The organism is Pseudonocardia sp. ICBG601 (assembly GCF_020496245.1).
On the sequence record NZ_JAHLJA010000148.1, the window covers coordinates 2,930,143 to 2,953,023 of the forward strand.

The following is a 22,881-nucleotide window of genomic DNA, read 5'->3' on the forward strand; positions in this document are numbered from 1 at the left end:
GTCCACCGTCGTCGGGCCGGTCCCCGGACGCCGTGCCAACCGGTCAGGCGGGACCCGGGACCCGGGTGAGGCGTTCGAGCACCTCCAGGACGTGCTCGTAGTCACGGCCGATGGCCCGGCTCATGCCGAGCTCGCAGGTCCGGTTGCAGGAGGCGTGGGCGTCGGCCTCGACCCCGGCGAGCTCCCACGCCTGCGGGGCGGTGGCCGCCGCGGTCAGCTCCGGGTGCAGCATCCCGCGGTCCCCGGCGAACCCGCAGCAGCTCCACGAGTCGGGGACGACGACGTCGTCGGCGACGGCCCCGGCCAGGAGTCGCAGCGGGTCGAGCAGGCCGAGCTGGGTGGCCGAGCAGGTCGGGTGCAGCACGAGCCGGGCCAGCCGGGCGGGCACGGTGAGCGCGGGCAGGATCCGGTCGGCGGTGAACTCGACGGCGTCGAGGACCCGCAGGCCGCGGTAGCGCTCGGGGCCGGACGCGACCATCACCCGCAGCCCCTCGGTGCACGACGACGCGTCGGACACCACCGGGACCGCCCCGGCGCGGGTCGTCGTCCACAGCGCGGGCAGGACCCGCTCGGCCATCGCGGCGGCGCCGTCGGCGAGCCCCTTGGACTTCCACGGCGTACCGCAGCACAGCGACCCCAGGCCGGCGGGCGCGCTCGCCCGCAGCCCCGCCCGTGCGCAGAGCCGGGAGAAGGCCTCGCCCGCGCCGGTGCCCGCCGAGCCGAACATGGCGCCGGTGCAGGAGGAGAACAGGACGAGGTCGGCGTCGGTGGACACGAGCCCGCCGGGGACCCGGTTCCCGCCGCCGCGGGGCAGGTCGGGGCTCCACTGCGGGACCTGCTCGGGGTCGGCGACCCGGCGCAGCGCCGCCGAGACGGGTGCGGCGCCGGGCACGGCCTGCGCGAGGGTGAGGGCCAGCCCGGCGGCCCGGGTGGTGGCGCCCCAGTGCTTGGCCGCGAGGGTCCAGCCCGCGCCCGCGGCGCCGTGGTCGCGTTCGCCGCGCAGCCGTCGCACCAGGTCACCGGTGTTGATCAGGACCGGGCAGGCGGTGCCGCACATGCCGTCGACGGCGCAGGTGTCGACGCCGTCGTAGGCGTAGTCGGCCTCCAGCTCGGCGAGCAGGGCCTCGTCGCCCGCGGCCCGGGCGGCGGCCATCTCGCGGCGCAGCACGATCCGCTGGCGCGGGGTGGTGGTCAGGTCGCGGCTGGGGCAGACCGGCTCGCAGAACCCGCACTCCACGCAGCGGTCCACCTCGGACTCGACGGCCGGGGCGGACTTGAGGCCGGCCAGGTGCGCGGTCGGGTCGTCGTCGAGGACGACGCCGGGGGAGAGGATCCCCTGCGGGTCGCAGAGCCGCTTGATCTCCTGCATGACCTCGTAGAGCTCGTCGCCGTACTGGCGGCGGACGAACGGCGACATCATCCGGCCGGTGCCGTGCTCGGCCTTGAGCGTCCCGCCGTGGGCCAGCACGAGGTCGACCATGTCGTCGGTGAACCGGCCGAAGCGGTCCCGGCCGCCCGCCGTGCCCGAGTCGTCGAGGTCCTCGGTGAGCATGAAGTGGACGTTGCCGTCCTTGGCGTGCCCGAAGATCACGGCGTGGTCGTAGTCGTGCTTCGCGAACAGCGCGATCAGGCCCTCGCAGGTCGCGAGCAGGTCCGGGACGGGGACGGCGACGTCCTCCAGCAGCGCCGCGGTGCCCGGCGGGCGGGCGCCCGCGACCTTGGCGTAGAGCGCCTTGCGCAGCTTCCACAGCCCGGCCTTCGCGACCGGGTCCGCGGACAGCTCCCGCGGGCCCCGCAGCGGCAGCCCCGAGATCAGCCCGGAGGCGTCCCCGGCGAGCTGGGTGACCTCGTCGACGGTGTGCCCGCGGTACTCCACGAGGAACGCGGCGTGCTCGTCGACGGTCAGCGCCCGCAGCCGCGGGTCGGCGTCGGCATCGCCCTGTCCGACCCGCAGCGACGTCGCGTCCAGCAGCTCGATCGTCGCCGCGCCCGAGTCCACCAGGCCGGGCAGTGCGCGGTTGGCGGCGGCGAGGTCGTCGAACACCAGCAGCCCGGTGCGGGTGTGGGCGAGCACCGGCACGGTGCGCATGGTGATCGAGGCGAGGAACGCCAGCGTCCCCTCCGAGCCGACGAGCAGCCGGGCCAGGATCTGCACCGGGTCGTGGTGGTCGAGGAAGGAGTTCAGGCCGTAGCCCATGGTGTTCTTCAGCGAGAACTGACGCTCGATCTCGGTGCGCAGCGCCGCGTCGCCGCGGAGCCGGTCGCGCAGCCGCGCCAGACCCGCCCAGAGGCGGGGCTCGCGGGCGCGCAGCTCGTCGTCGGCCCCGGGGGAACCGGTGTCCAGCGTGGTGCCCGAGGGCAGGACGAGCTCGACGGAGTCCAGCAGCGCGTAGCTGTTCGCGGCGGTGCCGCAGGCCATGCCCGAGGAGTTGTTCGCGACGACCCCGCCGAGGGTGCAGGCGACCTCGCTGGCCGGGTCCGGGCCGAGCATCCGGCCGTACCGGGCCAGGCGGGTGTTGACCGAGCGCACCGTCGCGCCCGGCCCGACCCGCACCCGGGCGCCGTCGCCCTCGATCTCGATGCCGCGGAAGTGGCGGCGGACGTCGACGAGGATGCCGTCGGTGACGGCCTGGCCGGACAGGCTCGTCCCGCCGGAGCGGAAGGTCACCGGCACCCCGCCCGCGGCGCGGAACAGCGCGGCGACCTCGGCGGCACCCGACGCAGTCACCACCGCGGCCGGGGTGCGGGCGAAGTGCGACGCGTCGTGCGCCATCCGGAGCCGGTCGATCGCCCGGGTGGCGACGGCGGCGGGCCGGACCGCGGCGGCGAGCCGGTCGTGCAGGGCGTGCAGGGCCGGGCGGCCTGCCGGGTCGGTGGGCGGTGTCTCCGCGGGCGATCCGGTGAGGGTCACGGTGGTGCTCCTGGCGTGTGGTGGGACGCGCGTGCACCCACCCTGCCCCAGGCTCAGCCCCGTGCCGAGGGGAAGTTCGGGGGACGCTTCTCGCGCAGCGCGGCGGCGCCCTCCACCACGTCGGGGCCCATGAAGGTCAACATCTCGTAGGCGGCGGACTGCTCGAAGGCCGGTCCGGCGCTGCGCAGCCACGAGTTCAGCGCCCGCTTGGTGAGCCGGATGGCCTGCTGGGAGCCGGTGCCCAGGGCGTGCGCGACCCGCAGCGCCTCGTCGAGGACCTGCTCGCGCGGCACCGCCTTGGCGACCATCCCGAGCCGCTCGGCCTCGGCGCCGGTGACCATCTCGCCGGTCAGCAGGTAGTAGCGGGCCTTCGCCATCCCGGCCAGCAGCGGCCAGATGATCGCGGCGTGGTCCCCGGCGGCGACGCCGAGCTTCACGTGGCCGTCGCCCAGCTTCGCATCCTCGGCGGCGATCGCGATGTCGGCGAGCAGCGCGACGACCACCCCGGCCCCCACGGCGACCCCGTTGATCGCCGACACGACCGGCTTCTCGCAGTCGATGATGTTCCAGACCAGCTCGGACATCTCCCGGAGCATGTGTGCGACGCGCTCGTGGTCGCCGGCCATCCGCTCGACCATGCCGAGGTCCCCGCCCGCGGAGAACGCACGCCCGGCCCCGGTGATCACTGCGACCCGGGTGGCGGCGTCGGACGACACGTCCCGCCAGACCCGCGCGAGCTCGCCGTGCAGGACCTCGTCGGCGGCGTTGTACTTCGCCGGGTTGTCGATGGTGATGAGCAGGACGCCGTCGTCGCGGCGCTCGAACCGCAGCTGGGTGTAGGTGCTCGGGTCGAGGGTCATGGGGGGTCCTCCCGGGGGCTGCGGTCAGAGCATGGACAGGCCGCCGCTGACGCTGACGGTCTGCCCGGTGAGGTAGTCGGCGTCGGGGGAGGCGAGGAAGGCGACGGTGGCGGCGACGTCCTCGGGGCGGGCCAGGCGGCGGAACGGGATCGCCTTCACCAGGGCGTCGCGCAGCCGGTCGTTCCCCTCGACTACGTCGGCGAACAGCGCGGTGTCGGTGGGCCCGGGGCACACACAGTTGACGTTGACGCCGTGCCGGGCGACCTCGCGGGCGAGGGTCTTGGTGAACGCGATGACCCCGCCCTTGGCGGCGGAGTAGACCGCCTCGCCGCTGGACCCGACGCGGCCCGCCTCGGAGGCGAGGTTCACCACCGTCCCGGAGCCCTGCGCGATCAGGTTCGGGACGACGGCGTGCGCGGTGTGCAGCACCCCGAACAGGTTGATCCGCACGATCCGGTCCCAGTCGGCCGGGTCGGAGTCGACGAACGCGCCGACCTTGTCCCAGCCGGCGTTGTTGATCAACACATCGATCCGGCCGAGGTCGCCGCGGACCCGCTCGACGGTGTCGTGCACGGCGTCGGGGTCGGCGACGTCGAGGGCGTACGCGGTCCCGGCCCCGCCCAGCTCCGCGGCGGTCGCGGCGGCGGTGTCGCCGTCGAGGTCGGTCACCGCGACCCGGGCGCCCTCCCCGGCGAGCCGCAGCGCGGTGGCACGGCCGATGCCTCGCCCGGCCCCGGTGACGAGCACCGTCCGGTCGTCCATCCTGCCCACGGGCCGGTCCACCTCCTGGTCGCCGACACCGGTGTCGGACCCCGCCCACGATGACGACACCGGCCCCCATGGTCAATCTCCGCCGGCGGGTCCGTGACGCCGGGCCGGGTCAGCGCACCACGGGCAGCGGGCCGGAGGGCCGGTCGAAGAACAGCGGGAGGGTCTCCTCGCGCGGGTCGGGGGTCCGGGGGAGGACCCCGGTCGTGGGCTCGGCGTCCCGGGGCGGGCGGCGCATCTGCGGGAGGACGCCGGTCGGGGGCTCGGGCTCCCCGGACGGCGGGCGCATCCGCGGCAGGACGCCCGTGGGCGGCTCGGGCCCGTCGGCGGGTTCTCCGTCGGGCCGCCCGGCGATGGGCTCCGCGTCCGGTCGCACGCCGGGCTCATCGGTGGGCGCCGTGGCGTCGGCTGTGGCGTCGGCGGCGGCGCGGCAGTCGGTGAGCAGCTCCCGCACGTCGTCGGTCACCGCGTGCCCGGTGCCGAGCACCCGCTCGGCGACCTCGAGCGTCGCGGCGAGCAGCCCGGCCGCGCCGCGCAGGTCGCCGGTGTCGGCACGGGCGAGCGCCAGCGCGGCCCGGGACGCGATCGTGCAGGGATGGGTCCCGCCGAGCACCCGCGCCCGCCGGGTGATCACGTCCTCGTGCCGGCGGACCGCCTCCTCGGCGTCGCCGGTCACCCGGTGGGCCGCGGCCAGGGCGTCGGCGGCCGCGAGCGACGCCGGGTGGTCCGGGCCCAGCAGCGTCTCGCGGGCGGCGAGGTTGCGGGTGGCGATCTCCAGCCCGCCGGTGCGGTCGTAGCCCAGCAGCAGCGCGACGGCGAGGCTCCCCTCGGCGACGAGCGTGTCGGCGTCGTCCGGGCCGAGGTCGCGACGGGCGGTGGTGAGGACCTGCTGGACGCGACGGGTCGCGTCCAGCAGCGCGGGCATGTCGCCGCTGCGTCCCGCGGCGCGCACGTCGGTCGCGGCGCGGTCGTGACGGGAGCGCAGGGCCTCGCGCAGGGGGTCGGCGGTCGTCGTCGACCGCTCCGCACCGTGGTGCGGGACGGTCACTCTCCGGTCGGCCACGGACACCCGACCTCCCCTCCTCACCGCGACGAACAGCCCGGACTCACCCGGACGGCCCACTGAATCGTGACCGAACGTACCTGTAACCGGCGGTATCGCGCGCCCCGGACGAGCATCCGAGGCGAAGGCCACCCTTACCGATCACCGTGCGTCGCAGGAGGTGCACCGACGGTCCGAGGCCGGCGGGCCCGTCCGGACGGAGTCACCCGGCCGTGCGGTCCACGCCCTCGGACGGGTGCACGTCCGTCGCGGTGCCTGGAGTGCGGTGTCCGGGGGCTCGACAATCGCGCGCACGCCGTGCGGAGAGGGGGCCTCGTGTCGAGGCAGGGGGACGCCGACCACACCGATGGTGAGGTCGCGGACGACGCAGGGGCGGTGAGGCGTCCAGACACCGGCGCCGACCCCGCCACCGGTGACCGAGTGGGACGGCCGGCGCGCCGACCGTCCCGGCCGCCGCCTCCGCGGCCCCCGCTGCGGCCGACGTCGCCGTTCCTGGGGGTGGCCCCACCCGTCGCATCGCCCGCGGACGAGCCCGGTCCTCCGGGCATCGAGGCCTTCGGGGCGGGAGGGACGCTGCGCCGGGCGGTGCCCGGGGCTCCGATGTCCGGCGGTCCGCCCCCTGCCGACCCGGTGTCCGCTGTCCCGGGCGCCGCAACCCCGGCCCCGGTACCTCCGGCCCCGGACACCTTCGCCCCGGCAAGCCCGGCTCGGGCAACTCCGGTCCGGGCAACCCTGGGCTCCGAGGGACCGGGGTCCGCGGCGTCGGACGCCGCGACGTCGGACGCCGCTGCGCCGGGGGTCGCGGCCTCGGCCGCCGCAGATCAGGGGGGCACCGCACCGGAGGTCGCCTCGTCGGGCGCCGCAGCTCTGGGCGCGGTCCCGCCGCACGCCGGCCCGCCGCACCGCGCGGCGCCGCATCCCGCAGCGCCGGACGCCGCATCGCCGGACGCCCTCGCATCGGACGTCGCCGCATCGGACGTCGCCGCATCGGACGTCGCCGCATCGGACGTCGCCGCATCGGACGTCGCCGCATCGGACGTCGCCGCATCGGACGTCGCCGCATCGGACGTCGCCGCATCGGACGTCGCCGCATCGGACGTCGCCGCATCCGACGCCGCCGACCCGGCGACCGCGCGTCCGGCGCCCGCCGTCCAGATGTCCGCCGTCCAGATGTCCGCCGTCCAGATGCCCGCCGCCCCGATGTCCGCCGTGCCGGCGCCGGCCCACCCGGCTGTCGCGCCGGGGTCCGCCGACCCGGACCCGCAGGCGCCGGATCCGGGCGCGGAGCCCCCGGGTGCCCCACCGTCCGGCGCCGTCGTGCCGGACGGTGCGCCCCCGGGCGTCGCGAGGCCAGAACTCCCGGTGCCGGACAGCGGTTCCACCGGATCGGACAGCGGTTCCGCGGGACCGGACAGCGGTTCTGCGGGACCGGACAGCGGTTCTGCGGGACCGGACAGCGGGACGACGGTGCCCTCCGACCCGGACCTGATCCCGTCGACCGGGAGCGAGGCACCCGCGGCCGCCGCGCCGGGCAGCACCGGGACGGGCGCGACCGGAGCCACGGCCGTCCCAGCCCCCGACGCGGTCCCGCCCCGGCCACCCACGACCGGCCCCGACCCGACCCTGCACGGTGTCCCCGCGGTCACGCCGCGCCCGATCCCCCGGCTCACGGCCGTGGTGCTGGTCGGGTCGCTGCTCGCGGCCGCCGGTGCGGCCGCGGGCGCGGTCGCGCTGGCCTCCCAGCAGAGCGACGGCGCGGGCTGGCCCGGCGCGACCGACCCGACGGCGGTGACCCGCCCGGACGGGGTGACCGCCGGCCTCCCGGGGGCCCCGGCTCCTCTCGTCCCCGTGCCCGACGGCTCCTCCGGCGCCGGGGAGCGCGACCGGGCCGTGTCGCCGGAGCGGCACCGGTCCGACCCGGACACCGACCGCGCGTCCCGCCCGGACCCGTCCGCGGGCCCGGGGGAGCGGCGGGCCGATCCCCCGGCACCGCGCCCGGCGCCGGGCGCCGGGCGTGCCCCGGCGGCACCCGCCGCTCCGCCGGCACCGGGTGCACCGGCCCCGGGTGGCCCTGCAGCACCGGGCGGCCCGGGTAGCCCGGTCGCTCCGGCGCCCGGCGGTTCCGGGACCGTCCCGGCAGCGCCCGGCGCCCCGGCCGGGGGCACGACCCCGGGGATGCCCGGCACCCCACCGGGCGGCACGGGCCCGGCCGGGCCCGGCACACCCGGTGCGGGCACGAGCCCGTCGGACCCCGGCGGTTCCGGCGCGGGTCAGCCCTCCGACGGCGGCGCCGGACCCGGCACCGCGCCGGGCCCCGAGCCCACGGCGGGATCCGGCCCCACCTCGGGACCGGGCACCGGACCGGGCACCGCACCGGGATCGGGGCCGGGATCCGGCACGGGCACCGGGAACGGTGCCCCGGACGCGACCGGCACCGGACCGGACGACGGCGCGGGCACCGGCGGCCCGTCGACCGGCACCCCGCAGGCGGGCAGCGCCGACAGCCGCGGCAGCGACGGCGGCCGCAGGGACGGCGACACCGGAACCGGCGGCGGCGCCGACAGCGGCAGCACCGGCGGCCGCGGCACCACGACCCCATCAGGGTCCTGACCCCGGAGGACCAACAGAGGTGCGGGCGGCGGGCGACCCGGCCCGCCGCCCGCACCTGCTCCCGCAGGATGTCGGCGTGCCCGCAGCGGTGCGCAGGACCTGCAGGTGCAGCCGGCGCACCGTGATCGCTCGACGCGCCGGACCCGGCCGTCCCGAACCGGACGGACTCCGGGAACGCGGCGTGGCGCACCAGCCCGGTCAGCGTCGTCGCCGACGGGACCGGCCGCCGTCGCGCCTGCTCCTCGGCCGGACCGTCGAGCAGCGCCCGGTACTCCTCGACGAACGCGGTGGGCCGGGCGCGCTCGTCGTCGACCGTCACGGAGAAGGGGGCGCCCACGACGGCGGCCCTACGACCGTGGTCGGACGGCGCAGATCGTTCCCCGCTCCGACGCGCCCGGGCCGCCCCGGCCCGCACCGTTGCGGCATGACTACGACAGACCGGGCCCCCGGCCCATCGTCGGCACCACCCGCCGGACCGGACAGCGGGTCGTGGCCGCGCGGCCGGCACCGTCCCGGCCGGCACCGTCTCGCGCGCCCCCGGGTGACCGGTGTCGACGCCGCCCGCGGCCTCGCCGTGCTCGGCATGATCGTCGCGCACGTCGCCGTCGCCGCGGGATCGTCCTGGCTGGTCCAGGCGGTGAACGGGCGCGCGGCGGTGCTGTTCGCGGTGCTCGGCGGGGTCTCGCTGGCCCTGATGGCCGCGCCCGTCCTCGCCGCGCCGACTGCGCGGAACCGGGTGTGGCTGCGCCGCCGGATCGCGGTCCGGGGGCTGCTGCTGGTGGTCCTCGGGCTGCTCCTGGCCGAGATCAGCAGCGGGCCGATGGTCATCCTCGTCGTCTACGGGGTGCTGTTCTGGCTGCTCCTGCCGGTGCTGTTCGCCCCGGCCCGGGCGCTGGCGGTCGCCGCCGCGGTCTGGGCGGTCGCCGGGCCGCTGCTGTCCTGGGTACTGCGCGCTCGGTTCGGGTCCACCACCGACGCCGACGGGCAGACGGTGCTCGGCGCGACCGTGCACCTGTCCGACCTCACCTCGCCCGCCGGGCTCGCGCACGCGCTCGACACGGTGCTGCTCAGCGGTGCCTACCCGGTCCTGACCTGGATGCCGTTCCTGCTGCTCGGGATGGCGGTCGGCCGGCTCGACCTGCGTACGGCGGGCACCCGGCTGGTCGCCGGCGGGGCCGCCGGTGCGGTGCTCGGCTACGGCGGGTCCTGGCTGGCGCTGGACGTCCTGGGCGGCCGCGACGCGCTCCTCGCGTCGGTCGCGCCCGTCGCCGACCGGCTCGGTGTCCCCGTCGAGCTCGCGCTGCAGCTGCTCGGCGGCAGCGCCCTGGGCACGGTCGCCACCACCACACCCGCCTGGCTGCTCGCCGCGACCCCGCACAGCGGCAGCCCGTTCGACGTCGTCGGGGCGGCCGGGGTCGCCGTCGCCGTGCTCGGCCTGTGCCTGCTCGCCGCCCGGTACGGGGGTCGGCTGCTCGCCCCGCTCACCGCGACCGGCGCGCTCGCGCTGACCCTCTACGCCGGGCACATCGCGCTGCTCGCCGCGCTCGGCGAGTGGCCGCAGACCGCGCCGTGGGCGGCGACGGCGCTGGTCGCGGGCCTGTCCGTGGCCTGCGCGTGGGCCTGGCGCGGGCTCGTCGGGCGCGGTCCGCTGGAAGCGCTGGTGCACAGCGTCTCCGTGCGCGCGGCCGGTTCTCCGCCCACGGTCGGAGACCGGGGATCGGACCCCGCTCCGATGCCCGGCGGGGCCACCCCGCGCGAGGCTGGGGACATGGACAGCACGACGACGGGCCGGGCGGCCGACACGATCGGGTACCGGGGATCATCGGAGCCGGAGCGGGGGGAGGCGCGATGAGCATCACGACACGGGTGCGGGACTCCCTGCGCAGCCTGCCCACCCTGCGCTCCACCCCGTCGGAGGCCCCGACCCTCGTCGAACGCGCGGTGGTGCTCGGCCGGCGCAACCCCGTCGTCGTCGACGCCGTGCTGGCCGCCCTGCTCATCTGGGTCGCGATCAGCTGGACGCTGGAGGGCAAGGGGGTCCGGTCCGACATGCAGGTCGCGGCCCTGGTCGTCTCCGTGCTGGCCGCGCTGCCCGTGTCGCTGCGCCGGGTGTACCCGATGCCGGCCGCGATCGCGACCGCCGCCGTCGCCCTGGTCTGCACCTTCGCCCTGCCCGGCACGATGGCGGCGTTCCTGCTGCCGTCGCTGGTCATGGGCTACTCGGCCGTCGCCTACGGGCCGCGCTGGGCGGGGCTGCTCGCGCTCGTCGTCCTGACCGTGGGGGTCTTCGGGCCGTTCCTGGCGCGGGGCCCGGCGGCCCTGTTCGCCTCCCCGGACATGACGCCGCTGGTCGTGCTGACGCTGCTCGGTGCGATGGCCATGGCCCCGCTGACCGTGTGGCTGCTGGGGTCGCTGCGCCGCGCCGCGCACCGCCGCACCCTGGACCTGCGCGAACGCAACCGGCTGCTGGAGGAGAGCCGCCGCCAGGAGGTCCGCCTCGAGCTGCTGGCCGAGCGGTCGCGGATCTCCCGCGAGGTGCACGACGTCGTCGCCCACTCGTTGTCCGGGATCATCGCCCAGGCCGACGGCGGCCAGTTCGCCGCGCAGCGCGACCCGGCGAAGGCCGTCGAGGTGCTCTCCGGCATCGCGACCACCGGCCGCTCCGCGCTGTCCGACGTCCGCGGCCTGCTGTCGATGCTGCGCGGCACCGGTCCGGACGACGACAGCGACACCGACCCGGCGCGTCCGCAGCCCGGCGCCGGCGACGTCCCCGCACTCGTCGAGCAGGTCCGCACCGGCGGGCTGCCGGTCGACCTGCGGACCATCGGCACCCCGCGGGAGCTCCCGACCGGCCCCGGCCTGACCGTCTACCGGATCGTGCAGGAGTCGCTGACCAACGTCATCAAGCACGCCGGGCCCGGCGTGCCGACCCACGTCGACCTGCGGTGGACCACCGACGAGCTGACCGTGCGCGTCCACGACGAGGGCGCCCGCGGCCCCGTCCCCACCCCACCGCGCGGCGGCCACGGCCTGACCGGCATGCGGGAGCGCGCCGCCCTGCACGGCGGCTCGGTCGAGGCCGGCCCGCACGCCGACGGCGGCTGGACGGTCCGGCTGCGCCTGCCCCTCACACCCCCGGCCCGAGGAGAACGGTGAACCCCGTACGACTGATGCTCGTCGACGACCAGGAGCTGGTCCGCACCGGCTTCGCGATGGTGCTCGACTCCTGCGACGACCTCGCCGTCGTCGCCCAGGCCGGTGACGGCGAGGCCGCGCTCGCCGAGCTGGACCGCACCGAGGTCGACGTCGTGCTGATGGACGTGCGGATGCCCCGCCTCGACGGCATCGCCGCCACCCGCCGGGTCGTCGCCGAGCACCCCGGGGTGCGGGTCCTGGTGCTCACCACCTTCGACCTCGACGAGTCCGTCACCGAGGCCATCGCCGCCGGTGCCAGCGGCTTCCTGCTCAAGGACGTGTCCCCGCAGGACCTCATCGAGGCCGTCCGCACCGTGCACCGCGGCGACTCGGTCGTCGACCCCGTCTCCACCCGGCGGCTGCTGCGCGCCACCCGGCCGCTGCTCACCGCGCCCGAGCCGGCCGCCGCGGAGCCGTCGGTGGACGCCGTCGCCGCGCTCGCCGACCTGACCCCACGGGAGCGGGAGGTGCTCGTCCTCGTCGGCAACGGCCGGTCCAACGCCGAGATCCGGGCCGACCTCGTCGTCTCCGAGGCGACGGTGAAGACCCACATCGGGCACCTGCTCGCCAAGACGCAGTCGCGTGACCGGGTGCAGCTCGTCGCGCTGGCGTTCCGGGCGGGCCTGGTCAGCTGACCCCGGGCCGCCCTGACGCCCCGGTGCCCGCTGTGTCCGGGGCGGACGGCCCGGCCACCCGCACCACGATCTTGCCCCGCACCCGGCCCGCGGCCAGCCGTTCGATCGCCGCGTCCGCGTCGTCGAGGCCGACGGTCCGGTCGACCACCGGCGTCAGCTCCCCGGCCTCGACGAGCCCGCGCAGGGCGGCGAGGTCGGCGGCGTTCTCGTCGGCCACCAGCACGGCGAGCCGCCGCCCGCGCAGGAACGGGGAGAGCGCGGCCGCGCGCAGCAGCCGGCCGTAGCCGCCGGTCAGCCGTGCGTCCGGGCGCTCGCCGCCGACGAGTACCGCCGTCCCGCCGGGCGCCAGCACCGAGCACAGCCGGGCCGCGGACGGGGTGCCGCCGATGTCGAGGACGACGTCGAACCGGCGGCCCAGGCCGAACACGTCGGTCGTGGTCCGGTCGACGACGTCGGTTGCACCCAGGGACCGGACGAGTCCGACCGACCCGGTGCGACACACCGCGGTCACCGTCGCGCCGGCGGCCCGGGCGATCTGCACGGCGAACGTCCCCACTCCGCCGGACGCGCCCAGAACCAGCACCGACGAGGCCTGCGTGACCCGGCCGACCCGATGCACCGCCTGCCAGGCGGTCTGCCCCGACACCGGCACGGCCGCGGCGAGCTCCGGGCCGCACCCGTCCGGGGCGTGCGCGAGCCGGTCGGCCGGGGCGACGGCGTACTCGGCGAGGCTGCCGCTGGGGGTGGTCCCGAACACGCGGTCACCGGGGCCGAACCCGTCGACGCCGGGACCGACCGCCACGACGTCACCCGCCAGGTCGCGGCCGGGGACCCGGACCCGGGGTGCCCGCAGGCCGACGGCCGGGCGCACCGCGAGCGGCAGCCCAGCCATGAGGTGCCACGTGCCGCGGTCCAGTGCCGCCGCGGCGACCCGCACCAGAACCTCCCCCGGCCCCGGCTCCGGCACGGGCAGCTCCCCGACGCGCCAGACCCCGCCCGTGCCGTACCGCTCCTGCACCACAGCCCGCATCGCGCACTCCTGTACTTAGTACGAAACGTACGTTGTACGGTACGGAGACCGGGACAGACGCACAAGGAGTCGACGTGACGCGGCGACAGCTCAGCAGGGAACGGGTGCTCGCCGCCGCGGCCGAGGTCGCCGACGCCGACGGCATCGCGGCGCTCACCATCCGCGCCGTAGCCGGGCGGCTGGGCAGCGCACCGATGGCCGTCTACCACCACGTGGCGAACAAGGACGAGATCCTCGACGGGCTCGTCGACACGGTCTTCGGCGAGATCGACCCGCCGGTGCCGGGTCGGCCGTGGCGGCCCGAGCTGACCCGCCGCTGCCGATCGGCGCGGACGGCGCTGGCCCGCCACCCCTGGGTCACGCCCCTGCTGGACAGCCGTCGCCGCCCCGGCCCGGCGACGCTCGCACATCACGACGCCGTGCTCGGCACGCTGTTGCGCGACGGCTACGACACCCGTGCCGCAGGGCACGCGTTCGCGCTGGTCGACGCGTTCGTGTACGGGTTCGCCCTGCAAGAGGCCGCGATCCCGTTCGCCGGCGACGCCCTGGCCGACGGCGCCCGGCAGATCCTCGACAGGGTCGCCGAGGGCGCCTACCCGCACCTCGCGCGGTTCGCCGCGGAGCGGATCGGACCGGACTACGACTTCGGCGACGAGTTCGACGTCGGCCTGGACCTGGTGCTCGACGCCGTCGGCACCCTCAGAAGCCGGGGTGGTCGCGCAGGTTGACCTGGTCGCAGGTCAGCGCGAACGCGTCGACCTCCTCCGCCGACGGCGGCGTCGCCCGCGCCGCGAACTCCGCCAGCCCCCGGAAGTAGCGCTCCCGCGGTGCGCCGGGCACGAACAGGATGAGGAACCGCGCGTCGCTGTCCGGGCCGGTGCGGAACGCGTGCACCCCCCGGTGCGGGACGTGCACCAGGTCGCCCGGTCCGGCCTCGGTCCAGGTGTCGCCGGTCATGACCCGCAGCGCGCCGTCGAGGACGTAGAAGCTCTCGGTGAACCCGGTGTGCAGGTGCGGCAGCGCGCCGGGGGAGTCCGCCGGGATCCACGACTCGAACAGCCCGAACCCGCCACCGACCTCCGCGCCGGGTGCGGCGAACCGGGTCCACGAGCCGGTCGGGGAGGTCACGGCGCGTTCGGTGGTCGCGGCGGGGCGCCACACCGCGCCGGGCTCGGGGAAGCTCACGCACCGAACGTAGCGGCCCGGCGACCGGGTGTCCCGGCGCGGCGGCCGGTCACCACCCGCGCGGGGCCGTGGGGGAGCACCGGGCCGGCGAGGGCCCCTCGGTATCGTCGTGGGCACTGCCGGAGGCGTCCGGCCGTGGTCGGAGCGGAGAGGTGGGGTGAGGCACGTGCGCATCCTCGCCCCGCTGACGTTGCTGGTCCTGGCCCTGGTGCTCTGCGCGGGCCCCGCCGTCGCGACCGCCCCGGGCGCCCACGGCGCCACCCCGGCGGTCGTCGTCGGCTCGGACTGCTCGCAGCACCCGCTCACGCTGATGCACGCGGGGGACTGCGAGCAGGCCCCCCGCCGCGACGACGACGTGCCCGTCCCGTCGCTGCTGCCGGTCGCCGTGGTCGCCGTCCTGGCGGCCGGGCACACCGGCACCGCGCCGCCCGCCGCACCGGAACGGACGCTGTGCGCGCCGTCGCCGGTGGAGCACCTCTGCGTGGACCGCAACTGAGGCGTGCGGTCACCCCGCCACCGCGTCCCCGCACCCGTTCCGACCCGGCCACCGCGCCGGGCCCCGTGGAGGAAGACTCCCGATGACCCGCAACGTCAAGATCTCCCTGGCCGTCGTCGGCGCGTTCGCGCTGATCGTGGCCGCGCTGCTGTTCGCGACACGACCCGGCACCCCGGAGACCGGCGCCGCCGCCGGTGCGCCCGACAGCCTCGTCACCGCCGACGCCGCCCGCCTCAACGACGCCCCGAACGCCTCGGCCACCCTGGTCGAGTTCGCCGACTTCCAGTGCCCCGCCTGCGGGCAGGTCCAGCCGATCATGGACCAGCTGGTGCAGCAGTACGGCGACCGCGTGCAGTTCGTGTTCCGCAACTTCCCGCTGCCGATGCACCAGAACGCCGAGGCCGCCGCGCTCGCCGGTGAGGCCGCCCGCGCCCAGGGCGCGTTCCACCCGATGTACGAGCGCCTGTTCCAGACCCAGCGCGACTGGTCCGAGTCCCCGGACGCGGCGACGGTGTTCCGCGGCTACGCCCAGGACCTCGGCCTCGACCTGAACGCCTACGACGCCGCGGTCGCCGACCCGGCGACCGCCGCGAAGATCCAGGCCGACAAGGACGCCGGGCTCGCCGCCGGCGTCGAGGGCACCCCGACGATCTTCGTCAACGGTGAGAAGGTGCAGCTCCGCTCGGTGCAGGACATCACCGACGCCCTCGACGCCGCGGTGAACCGGTGAGCGTCCCCTCCGCGGCGCGGACCGAGGAGTTCTCCCGCGTCACCACCGGCGCCCCGGCCGTGCCGGGGCCGGTGCCGCGGTTCCTGCCGTGGCTGCTCGTCGTCGGCGGCGTGCTGGGGCTGGTCTCGGCGTTCACGCTGACCGTCGAGCGCATCGAGCTGCTGATCGACCCGGCCTACACGCCGTCGTGCAGCATCAACCCGGTGCTGTCCTGCGGGTCGGTCATGACGACCCCGCAGGCGGCGTTCTTCGGTTTCCCGAACCCGCTGCTCGGGATCGGCGCGTTCGCCGTCGTGGTGACGACGGGTGCGGCCCTGCTGGCCGGGGCCCGCTTCCCGCGCTGGTGGTGGGTGGGGCTGACGGCCGGGTCCGCGCTCGGCGTCGTCTTCGTGCACTACCTGATCGTCCAGAGCCTGTACCGGATCGGCGCGCTCTGCCCGTACTGCATGGTCGTGTGGGCCGTGACGATCCCGATCTTCTGGTACACGCTGCTCGCGACCCTGGACGCCCTCGGCGGCGGCGCGCGTGCGCTGTACGCCCGGATCGCCGGCTACCACGCGGTGCCGGTGGTGCTGTGGTTCCTGGTGGTCGTCGGGCTGATCCTGCAGCGTTTCTGGACCTACTGGTCCTCGCTGCTCTGAACCGGCCCGCGGGGCCGGGGACGTGCGTCCCCGGCCCCGCGACGGTCAGCGCTCGCCGGTGGTCCGTTCCTCCGCGACCCGCTCCCGGGCCGCCGGCTCCCCGGCGGGCCGCTCCTCGAGGGCCCGGTCCTCGGAGCGGGCCGCGCCGTCGTCGCGGGTCTCGCTCAGCTCGGACTTCAGGATGCGGGTGGACCGGCCCACCGAGCGGGCCAGGTCGGGCAGCTTCTTCGCGCCGAACAGCAGCACGACGACCAGCAGGACGACGAGCAGCTGGGTCGGTCCGGGTGGGGTCATCGGATCCTCTCCTTCTCCTGCTGGGGATCCGCGGCGCGGATCCCCAGCACGTGACGCAGGTACAGCGGCCGCGTCGCGGCCACACACAACAGGAACGGCAGCACGACGGCCGCCAGCAGCGGCCACACCGCGGGCGGTGGCGCCGCCATCCCGAACAGGGGGGCGAGCGGGGTGAACGGCACCGCCAGCCCGGCCAGGACCACGGCCGTCACCGTCGCCACCACCGGCCGCGCGGCGCGCCCGGCCCGGGTCCGCAGCAGGAGCAGCACCAGGACCTGGGACAGCACCCCCTCCATGAACCAGACGGCCTGGAACACCGCCTGCTCCTGCGGGGTGTCCAGGCCCAGGAAGCGCCACACCGCCCAGAACGTGACCAGGTCGAACGCCGAGGCCAGCGGCCCGAGGACTGCCATGAACCACAGCATCCCGCGGGTGTCCCAGCGCCGGGGCCGCGCCGTCCAGCCCGGCTCGACCCGGTCGAACGACAGCGACAGCGCGGCCACCCCGAACAGCACGCCCTGCAGCAGCAGCTGCGCGGGCAGCAGCGGCAGGAACGGCAGCACCGCCGAGGCGACCAGCACCGACAGGGCGTTGCCGACGTTCAGCGCCGCGGTCACGGTCAGGTAGCGGGTGGCGCGGCCCAGGGTCCGCCTGCCCTCCTCGACCGCGGAGACGACGACGTCGGGGCTGCGGTCGGCCAGCACGATGTCCGCGGCCGCCCGGGCGGCGGGCACCGCCCCGTCGACGCCGATCCCGACGTCGGCGATCCGCAGCGCGCCGACGTCGTTGAGGCCGTCGCCGAGGAACCCGACGGTGTGCCCGCGGGCCTGCAGCGCGGCGACGACCCGCTCCTTCTGCAGCGGCCCGAGCCGGGTGAACAGGGTGGTGCGCTGCACCGCGCGGGCCAGCGCGACGTCGTTGAGCGCGTCGAGCGCGGCGCCGTCGAGCACCCCGGTGACGGCGATCCCGGCCCGCGCGCACACCTGCTCGGCGACGGCGGTGTCGTCGCCGGTCAGGACCTTCACCGCGACGCCCTGCTCGGCGAAGCGCTCCACCGCGCGGGCCGCGGACTCCCGCACCGGGTCGACCATCCCGACGAAGCCCAGCAGCAGCAGGTCGCGCTCGGGGTCGTCGTCGTCACCGGCACCGAGCGGGCGCAGCAGCGGTGTCCGGCGGGTGGCGACGGCGACGACCCGCAGCCCGGTCGCGCGGTGCCCGGCCGCGGCGTCGGCGGCCGCGGCCCGCAGCGACGCGGTCAGCTCCACGGGCCCGCCGTCGCGGGCCACCCGGGTGCAGCGGGGGAGCACGGTGTCCGGGTCGCCCCGCACGATCACCAGCTCACCGGGGTCGTGGGCGTCGCGCAGCACCATCGCCGAGCGCCGCCGGGTGTGGTCGAACGGCAGCTCCTCGACCCGGGTGAGCAGGCCGTGGGCCAGCAGCGCCGACCCGTCCCGGTCGGCGGCGGACACGGCGTCGTCGAGGCCGTCGCGCGGGGTGGTCTGGAAGCGCACCGCGACCGCGGCCGCGTCGGCCGGGGCGTGGTCGGGACGGCCGTCGACGTCGACGGAGTGGGTGAACACCACCCGGTCCTCGGTGAGCGTGCCGGTCTTGTCCAGGCAGGCGACGTCGATCGAGCCGAGGTCGTGGATGGCCTCCGGGCGGGTCACCAGCACCCCGGACTCGCGCAGCCGGGCCGTGCCGCGCAGCAGCGTGGTCCCGACGATCAGCGGCAGCAGCTCCGGGGCCAGCCCGACCGTCACGACGACGGCGAACAGCAGCGCCTGCCGCACGTCGCCGGACACCTCGACGTTCACCAGCAGCACCAGCGGCGCCGCGAGCAGCATGCAGCGCACCAGCGCCCGGCGCACCGACCGCAGTCCCCGGTCCACCTCGGACTCCGGACGGGGACAGCGACCGCGCCCGGCCAGCTCCTCGGTGTGGGTGTGCGCCCCGGTGGCCAGCACGACCGCCGTCGCGGTGCCGCGCACCACGGTGCTCCCGGCGAACAGCAGCGCCGGGTGTGCGGTGACCGGGCCGTCGTCGGTCCCGGCCCGCGACGGCCGTCGCCGCGGCGCCGGGCGCGGCTCCCGCGACGACGGCGGCGCCTTCGCCACCGGCAGCAGCTCCCCGGACAGCGACGACTGGTCGACCAGCAGGTCCCGGGCGTGCAGCAGCCGCGCGTCGGCCGGGACGGGGTCGCCCGCGCCGAGCAGCACGACGTCGCCGGGCACCAGGTCCTCCGGCGGCACCTCGCTGTCCCGCGGTGCGGTCCCGGGGGCCGGGCGGCGGCGGACCGTCACGGTGGTCGCAGCGTGCGCGCGCAGCTCCCGCGACAGCCGGTCGCTGCGGGCGGCGTGCCACAGGCGCAGCCCCACGCCGAGCGCGGCGACGACGAGCACCAGCGTCGCGCTGCCGGGACTGCCCGCGACGGCGAGCAGCACCCCGAGCACGGTCATCAGGCCGGAGAACGGGCCGGCGAGCGCGCGGCGGGCCCACACGGCCGCGCCCGGGCGCCGGACGGCGTCGGTGGCGTTGTCGCCGTGGGCGTGCAGGCGCAGTGCGGCGGTGTCCTCGCACAGTCCGCGGCGCGAGGACTCCAGGCCCCGGAGCAGCGCGAACGCGTCGGCGCCCGCCCAGTGCCGCAGTGCGGGCTCGCCGGGCGTGGCGGGCGGACCGGCGGGCGGGGGCGGCGGTCGCGCCGCGGCACCGTCGCGCCCGATCGTCCGGTCCAACGGTGCCCCTCCGGTCCCCGGCACCGCGTCCGGCGCCGCCCGGTACGGTAACAGTTGCGTAAGTGACGCAACTGTCTGGAGGCCCGGTGGAGACCGCCCCCGAGGGCCCGCAGCCCCTCGACCCCGAGCTGCTGGCCGACGCGGCCGCGGCGTTCGGGATGCTCGCCGCGACCTCGCGGCTGCAGATCGTCTGGCTGCTCGCCGACGGCCCGCGCGACGTCGGCACCCTCGCGACGACCCTCGGCCAGCCGGTGGCGACGGTGAGCCAGCACCTGGCGAAGCTCAAGCTCGCCGGGCTGGTCCGCGCCCGCCGCGAGGGCCGCCACCAGATCTACGTCATCGCCGACGCCGGCATGGTCGAGGTGGTCCGGACCGTCGTGGCCGCGCAGGACCGCAGGCGTGAGCCGGACGCCGTCCGCGGGCGGGGGATCGCGTGACGCCGCCGCCGGGTCCGGTGCCCCCCGACCGTCCGCGTCCCGGCCGGACCGGCGCACCCCGCGTCCCCGGCGTCCCGCCGGCTCCGGGCGCGCCGCGGACCGGGACCCGGGGTGCCGCGCCGCGGGACACCCGGTCGCCGGGCGCCTGGCCCCGCTCCGGCGCCCCCGCCGGTCCCCGTCCCCCGCGCGCGGTCCCCGGTGCTCCGTCGGGCCGGCCCGCCGACCGCCCCGCGTCGGCCGGCCCGCGGTCCCGGCCCGCCGACCCCGGCGCCCGCCCCACCACCCCGATGCGCCCGGTCGCCCCCTGGCCGCGCGCCGAGCAGCGCGCCCCCGCCCCGCGGCGGCACCGCGTCCGCGGCCTCGTCGCGGCACTGTCGGTCGCGGTCTTCCTCGCCACCGGCGCCGGCTGGGCGATGGTCGGCGGCACCAGTGGTCTGACCACCGCGGACGTCACCGGACCGCACGTCGCCGACGGCGCGACCGACATCCTGCTGGTCGGCAGCGACTCCCGGGTCGACGCCCGCGGCAACCCGCTGCCCCGCGAGGTCCTCGACGCCCTGGACGCGGGCGACGCCGACGGCCAGGACAACACCGACACCCTGATGCTGGTCCGCATCCCGGACGACCCCGACCTCGGCGCGTCCGCGGTGTCGATCCCGCGCGACTCCTGGGTCGACGTCCCCGGCCTCGGCAAACACAAGATCAACTCTGCGCTGGCGCGCGGTGCGGCGATCGCCCGGCCGGACCTGATCCGGCAGGGGCTGAGCGGGCCGGACCTGGAGCGGGAGGCCAACGCCGCGGGCAGCAGGCTGCTCGTGCGCACCGTCGAGGAGCTCACCGGCGTCTCGATCGACCACTACGCCCAGGTCAACCTGGACGGGTTCGCCGAGATCACCCGCGCGCTCGGGGGCGTCCCGGTGTGCCTCAAGGCCCCGGTGCGCGACAGCTACTCCGGCGCCGACTTCGCCGCGGGCCCGCAGACCGTGCAGGGCGCCCAGGCCCTGCAGTTCGTCCGTCAGCGGCACGGCCTGCCCGAGGGGGACCTCGACCGGGTCCGCCGCCAGCAGGCGTTCCTCGCGGGGCTGACCCACCGGCTCCTCTCGGCGGGCACCCTCACCGACCCGACGGCCGTCGCCGACCTGATGCAGGCGGTCAACGGTGCGGTCGTGCTCGACCAGGGCTGGGACCTCACCTCGCTGCTCGCCCACGCCGCGCAGCTGCGCGGTGACCGGGTCACCTTCCGCACCATCCCCACCGGCCGGGCCGACTACCGGACCGGCAGCGAGGGCGTCGCGGTGAAGGTCGACCCGGCGCAGGTCACGGCGTTCTTCGCCGGGCTGACCGCGCCCGGGGCACCGGCCGATCCCGGGGACGGCGACGACGCGGGCTCCGCCGCGCCGGCGAGACCGGCCCCGGCCACGACGGACAGCGGGACCGGACGGGCCGCGGCGCCCCGGGGTGACCCGACCCCGGATGCCGACCCCCAGCCCGAGCTGACCGCCGACGGGGTGCCCTGCGTCGACTGACGCGGCCCCGTCACCCCGGCCGAGGAGCCTCCCATCACCGAGATCATCGACTTCCTGACCTCCGTCCCGTTGTGGGTGGTGGTGCTCGTCGCGGGGCTGGTCACCCTCGGCGAGACCACGATCGGCGTCGGGCTGGTCCTGCCCGGTGAGACCGTGCTCATCGCCGCCGCGATGGCCGTCCCGGACGTCCCGGCCGCGGTGCTGGTCACCGGGGTGGTCGCGGTCGCCGCCGCCTGCGGCGACTCGATCGGCTACGCGATCGGCCGCCGTTTCGGCCCGCGGCTGCGCGAGTCGCGGATCATCGGCCGGATGGGCCGCGACGCCTGGGACGACGCCGCCCGCACCCTGCGCCGCTGGGGTCCGTGGGCGGTGCTCGGCGCCCGGTTCCTGCCGGTGGTGCGCACGATGACCCCGGCCGCGGCGGGGGCGTCCGGGCTGCCGCTGCGGCGGTTCCTGCCCGCCGTCGTCGTCGGGGCGACGGTCTGGTCGGCCGTGCACGTGACCGCCGGGTTCCTGCTGCGCGAGGCCGCCGAGCAGTTCGAGAAGGCCTTCGGGATCGCCGGCTGGGTGGTCCTGGCGGTCGTGGTCGTCGCCGGCGTCGTCGGGTGGCGGGTGCGGCGTCGTCGCGCCGAGGCCCGCCGGGCCGCCGCCCGCGAGACCGTCGCCGCCCTGCCCGAGGAGCGCCGCGACGCCGCCTGATTCCGGTCGTCCCGCACCGGGTGCGGGCCCGGACCGGCGACGGCAGGATGGCCGGGGTGAAGGCAGTGAGCTACTCCCGTGAGGGCGCCGCCCGCGACGTCCTGACCGTCGGTGAGATCGACACCCCGGAGCCCGGTCCGGGCCAGGTCCGGGTCCGTGTCCGCACCTCGGCGGTCAACCCGACCGACACCAAGACCCGCGACGGCACCACGTCACGGCCCTTCGACGGCGTCCGCGTCCCGCACCAGGACGGCGTCGGCGAGATCGACGCCGTGGGGGAGGGGGTCGACCCGTCGCGGGTCGGGCAGCGGGTCTGGACCTGGCTCGCGTCGCCGGGCGGCGACGGCGGCGCCGCGCTCGCCGAGTGGGGCACCTGCGCGCAGTACACGGTGCTGCCGGCCGAGCAGGCCACCGTGCTGCCCGACGGCGCCCCGGACGACCTCGGCGCCTGCCTGGGCGTCCCGGCGATGACCGCCTACCACTGCCTGTTCGCCGACGGCCCCGTCGCCGGACGGACGGTGCTGGTCACCGGCGGTGCGGGCGCGGTCGGGCACTACGGCATCCAGCTCGCCCGCTGGGCCGGGGCGACCGTGGTGACCACCGTGTCCGGTCCGGAGAAGGCCGAGCTGGCCCGGGCCGCCGGCGCGCACCACGTCGTGAACTACCGCGACGACGACCCCGGCGCCGCGATCCTCGACGCCGCCGGACCGGTCGACCGGATCGTCGAGGTCTCGCTCGCCCAGAACCTGGCCCAGGACCTCGCGGTGCTGCGCAACGGGGGCGCGGTCGTCTCCTACGCGGCCACCCCGCAGGACCCGTCGATCCCGGTCCGCGCGCTGATGGGGGCGAACGCGGTTCTGCGGTTCGCGCTGCTCTACACCGTGCCCCGCCCGGTGCTGGCCGACGCGGCCCGCGGGCTGGGCGTCGCGGCTGCGCACGGAGCGCTGACCCCGCTGCCGGTCACCCGGTTCGGGATCGACGACGTCGTCGCCGCACACGAGGCCGTCGAGGCGGGGACGACGGGCAAGGTCGTGGTCGACCTCTGACCGGTTCCGGTCGGCCACCCCCG

Annotated in this window: 20 protein-coding genes and 1 pseudogene; 12 read left to right on the top strand and 9 right to left on the bottom strand. The window is 77.0% G+C overall.

Features of this window, described 5'->3' with window-relative positions:
- Positions 1-43: 43 nt before the first annotated feature.
- The 4 genes from KPL57_RS43365 to KPL57_RS43380 form a co-directional block, all read right to left on the bottom strand.
- Positions 44-2,911, bottom strand: a complete 2,868-nt coding sequence (locus tag KPL57_RS43365) for an FAD-binding and (Fe-S)-binding domain-containing protein (protein WP_226356202.1) — start codon at positions 2,909-2,911, stop codon at positions 44-46.
- A 53-nt stretch (positions 2,912-2,964) separates the two neighbouring features.
- A complete protein-coding gene (locus KPL57_RS43370) occupies positions 2,965-3,771 on the bottom strand; it encodes an enoyl-CoA hydratase/isomerase family protein (protein WP_226356203.1) in 807 nt (268 codons plus the stop codon).
- A gap of 24 nt (positions 3,772-3,795) precedes the next feature.
- A complete protein-coding gene (locus KPL57_RS43375) occupies positions 3,796-4,533 on the bottom strand; it encodes an SDR family NAD(P)-dependent oxidoreductase (RefSeq protein WP_226356703.1) in 738 nt (245 codons plus the stop codon).
- A 118-nt stretch (positions 4,534-4,651) separates the two neighbouring features.
- Positions 4,652-5,602: a tetratricopeptide repeat protein gene (locus KPL57_RS43380; protein WP_226356204.1), complete on the bottom strand. Its 951-nt coding sequence runs from the start codon at positions 5,600-5,602 to the stop codon at positions 4,652-4,654.
- A 630-nt stretch (positions 5,603-6,232) separates the two neighbouring features.
- Between KPL57_RS43380 and KPL57_RS70740 the strand changes: the two genes are divergently transcribed.
- Positions 6,233-8,212: a hypothetical protein gene (locus KPL57_RS70740; RefSeq protein WP_308253096.1), complete on the top strand. Its 1,980-nt coding sequence runs from the start codon at positions 6,233-6,235 to the stop codon at positions 8,210-8,212.
- Positions 8,213-8,366: 154 nt separating this feature from the next.
- On the opposite strand, the pseudogene KPL57_RS70745 reads toward KPL57_RS70740, so the two are convergent.
- Positions 8,367-8,810, bottom strand: a pseudogene (locus KPL57_RS70745) (DUF664 domain-containing protein); the annotation flags it as partial.
- Here KPL57_RS70745 and KPL57_RS43390 point away from each other — a divergent pair.
- The 3 genes from KPL57_RS43390 to KPL57_RS43400 are packed head-to-tail and all read left to right on the top strand — an operon-like array spanning position 8,754 to position 12,042.
- Entirely contained in the window at positions 8,754-10,064 is a 1,311-nt protein-coding gene (locus KPL57_RS43390; RefSeq protein ID WP_308253097.1) for a heparan-alpha-glucosaminide N-acetyltransferase domain-containing protein, read from the top strand. The pseudogene KPL57_RS70745 and the gene KPL57_RS43390 overlap by 57 nt on opposite strands.
- Positions 10,061-11,368 carry a sensor histidine kinase gene (locus KPL57_RS43395; protein WP_226356206.1) on the top strand — a complete coding sequence of 436 codons (1,308 nt, stop codon included), beginning with the start codon at positions 10,061-10,063 and terminating at the stop codon, positions 11,366-11,368. The genes KPL57_RS43390 and KPL57_RS43395 overlap by 4 nt, the downstream gene beginning before the upstream one ends.
- A complete protein-coding gene (locus KPL57_RS43400) occupies positions 11,365-12,042 on the top strand; it encodes a response regulator transcription factor (RefSeq protein WP_226356207.1) in 678 nt (225 codons plus the stop codon). The genes KPL57_RS43395 and KPL57_RS43400 overlap by 4 nt, the downstream gene beginning before the upstream one ends.
- Here KPL57_RS43400 and KPL57_RS43405 read toward each other — a convergent pair.
- Positions 12,035-13,072 carry an NAD(P)-dependent alcohol dehydrogenase gene (locus tag KPL57_RS43405; protein WP_226356208.1) on the bottom strand — a complete coding sequence of 346 codons (1,038 nt, stop codon included), beginning with the start codon at positions 13,070-13,072 and terminating at the stop codon, positions 12,035-12,037. The two genes, KPL57_RS43400 and KPL57_RS43405, sit on opposite strands and share 8 nt — an antisense overlap.
- A 74-nt stretch (positions 13,073-13,146) precedes the next feature.
- Between KPL57_RS43405 and KPL57_RS43410 the strand changes: the two genes are divergently transcribed.
- On the top strand, positions 13,147-13,800 hold the full coding sequence (locus KPL57_RS43410; protein WP_226356209.1) for a TetR/AcrR family transcriptional regulator C-terminal domain-containing protein: 654 nt from the start codon (positions 13,147-13,149) through the stop codon (positions 13,798-13,800).
- Here KPL57_RS43410 and KPL57_RS43415 read toward each other — a convergent pair.
- Positions 13,772-14,257, bottom strand: a complete 486-nt coding sequence (locus tag KPL57_RS43415; RefSeq protein WP_178375298.1) for a cupin domain-containing protein — start codon at positions 14,255-14,257, stop codon at positions 13,772-13,774. The genes KPL57_RS43410 and KPL57_RS43415 overlap by 29 nt on opposite strands.
- A gap of 166 nt (positions 14,258-14,423) precedes the next feature.
- On the opposite strand from KPL57_RS43415, the gene KPL57_RS43420 reads away from it, so the two are divergent.
- The 3 genes from KPL57_RS43420 to KPL57_RS43430 all read left to right on the top strand — a co-directional run bounded on the left by KPL57_RS43420 (position 14,424) and on the right by KPL57_RS43430 (position 16,124).
- A complete protein-coding gene (locus KPL57_RS43420) occupies positions 14,424-14,753 on the top strand; it encodes a hypothetical protein (protein WP_226356210.1) in 330 nt (109 codons plus the stop codon).
- 82 nt (positions 14,754-14,835) lie between these two features.
- Positions 14,836-15,483, top strand: a complete 648-nt coding sequence (locus KPL57_RS43425) for a thioredoxin domain-containing protein (RefSeq protein ID WP_062402120.1) — start codon at positions 14,836-14,838, stop codon at positions 15,481-15,483.
- Positions 15,480-16,124, top strand: coding sequence for a vitamin K epoxide reductase family protein (locus KPL57_RS43430; protein WP_374203843.1), 645 nt, complete (start codon positions 15,480-15,482; stop codon positions 16,122-16,124). Before KPL57_RS43425 ends, KPL57_RS43430 begins: the two co-directional genes overlap by 4 nt.
- Before the next feature lie 45 nt (positions 16,125-16,169).
- Here the strand turns inward: KPL57_RS43430 and tatA are convergent, their stop codons facing one another.
- Entirely contained in the window at positions 16,170-16,418 is a 249-nt protein-coding gene (tatA, locus tag KPL57_RS70750; protein ID WP_226356211.1) for a Sec-independent protein translocase subunit TatA, read from the bottom strand.
- On the bottom strand, positions 16,415-19,150 hold the full coding sequence (gene mgtA / locus KPL57_RS43440; RefSeq protein WP_226356212.1) for a magnesium-translocating P-type ATPase: 2,736 nt from the start codon (positions 19,148-19,150) through the stop codon (positions 16,415-16,417). The genes tatA and mgtA overlap by 4 nt, the downstream gene beginning before the upstream one ends.
- Before the next feature lie 86 nt (positions 19,151-19,236).
- On the opposite strand from mgtA, the gene KPL57_RS43445 reads away from it, so the two are divergent.
- The 4 genes from KPL57_RS43445 (at position 19,237) to KPL57_RS43460 (ending at position 22,858) form a co-directional block, all read left to right on the top strand.
- Positions 19,237-19,587: a helix-turn-helix transcriptional regulator gene (locus KPL57_RS43445; RefSeq protein WP_226356213.1), complete on the top strand. Its 351-nt coding sequence runs from the start codon at positions 19,237-19,239 to the stop codon at positions 19,585-19,587.
- A 287-nt stretch (positions 19,588-19,874) separates the two neighbouring features.
- Positions 19,875-21,113, top strand: coding sequence for an LCP family protein (locus KPL57_RS43450; RefSeq protein WP_226356214.1), 1,239 nt, complete (start codon positions 19,875-19,877; stop codon positions 21,111-21,113).
- A 78-nt stretch (positions 21,114-21,191) separates the two neighbouring features.
- Positions 21,192-21,812, top strand: a complete 621-nt coding sequence (locus KPL57_RS43455) for a DedA family protein (RefSeq protein ID WP_226356215.1) — start codon at positions 21,192-21,194, stop codon at positions 21,810-21,812.
- Between the two features lie 56 nt (positions 21,813-21,868).
- Positions 21,869-22,858 carry an NADPH:quinone reductase gene (locus KPL57_RS43460; protein WP_226356216.1) on the top strand — a complete coding sequence of 330 codons (990 nt, stop codon included), beginning with the start codon at positions 21,869-21,871 and terminating at the stop codon, positions 22,856-22,858.
- The last annotated feature ends 23 nt before the right edge of the window (positions 22,859-22,881 follow it).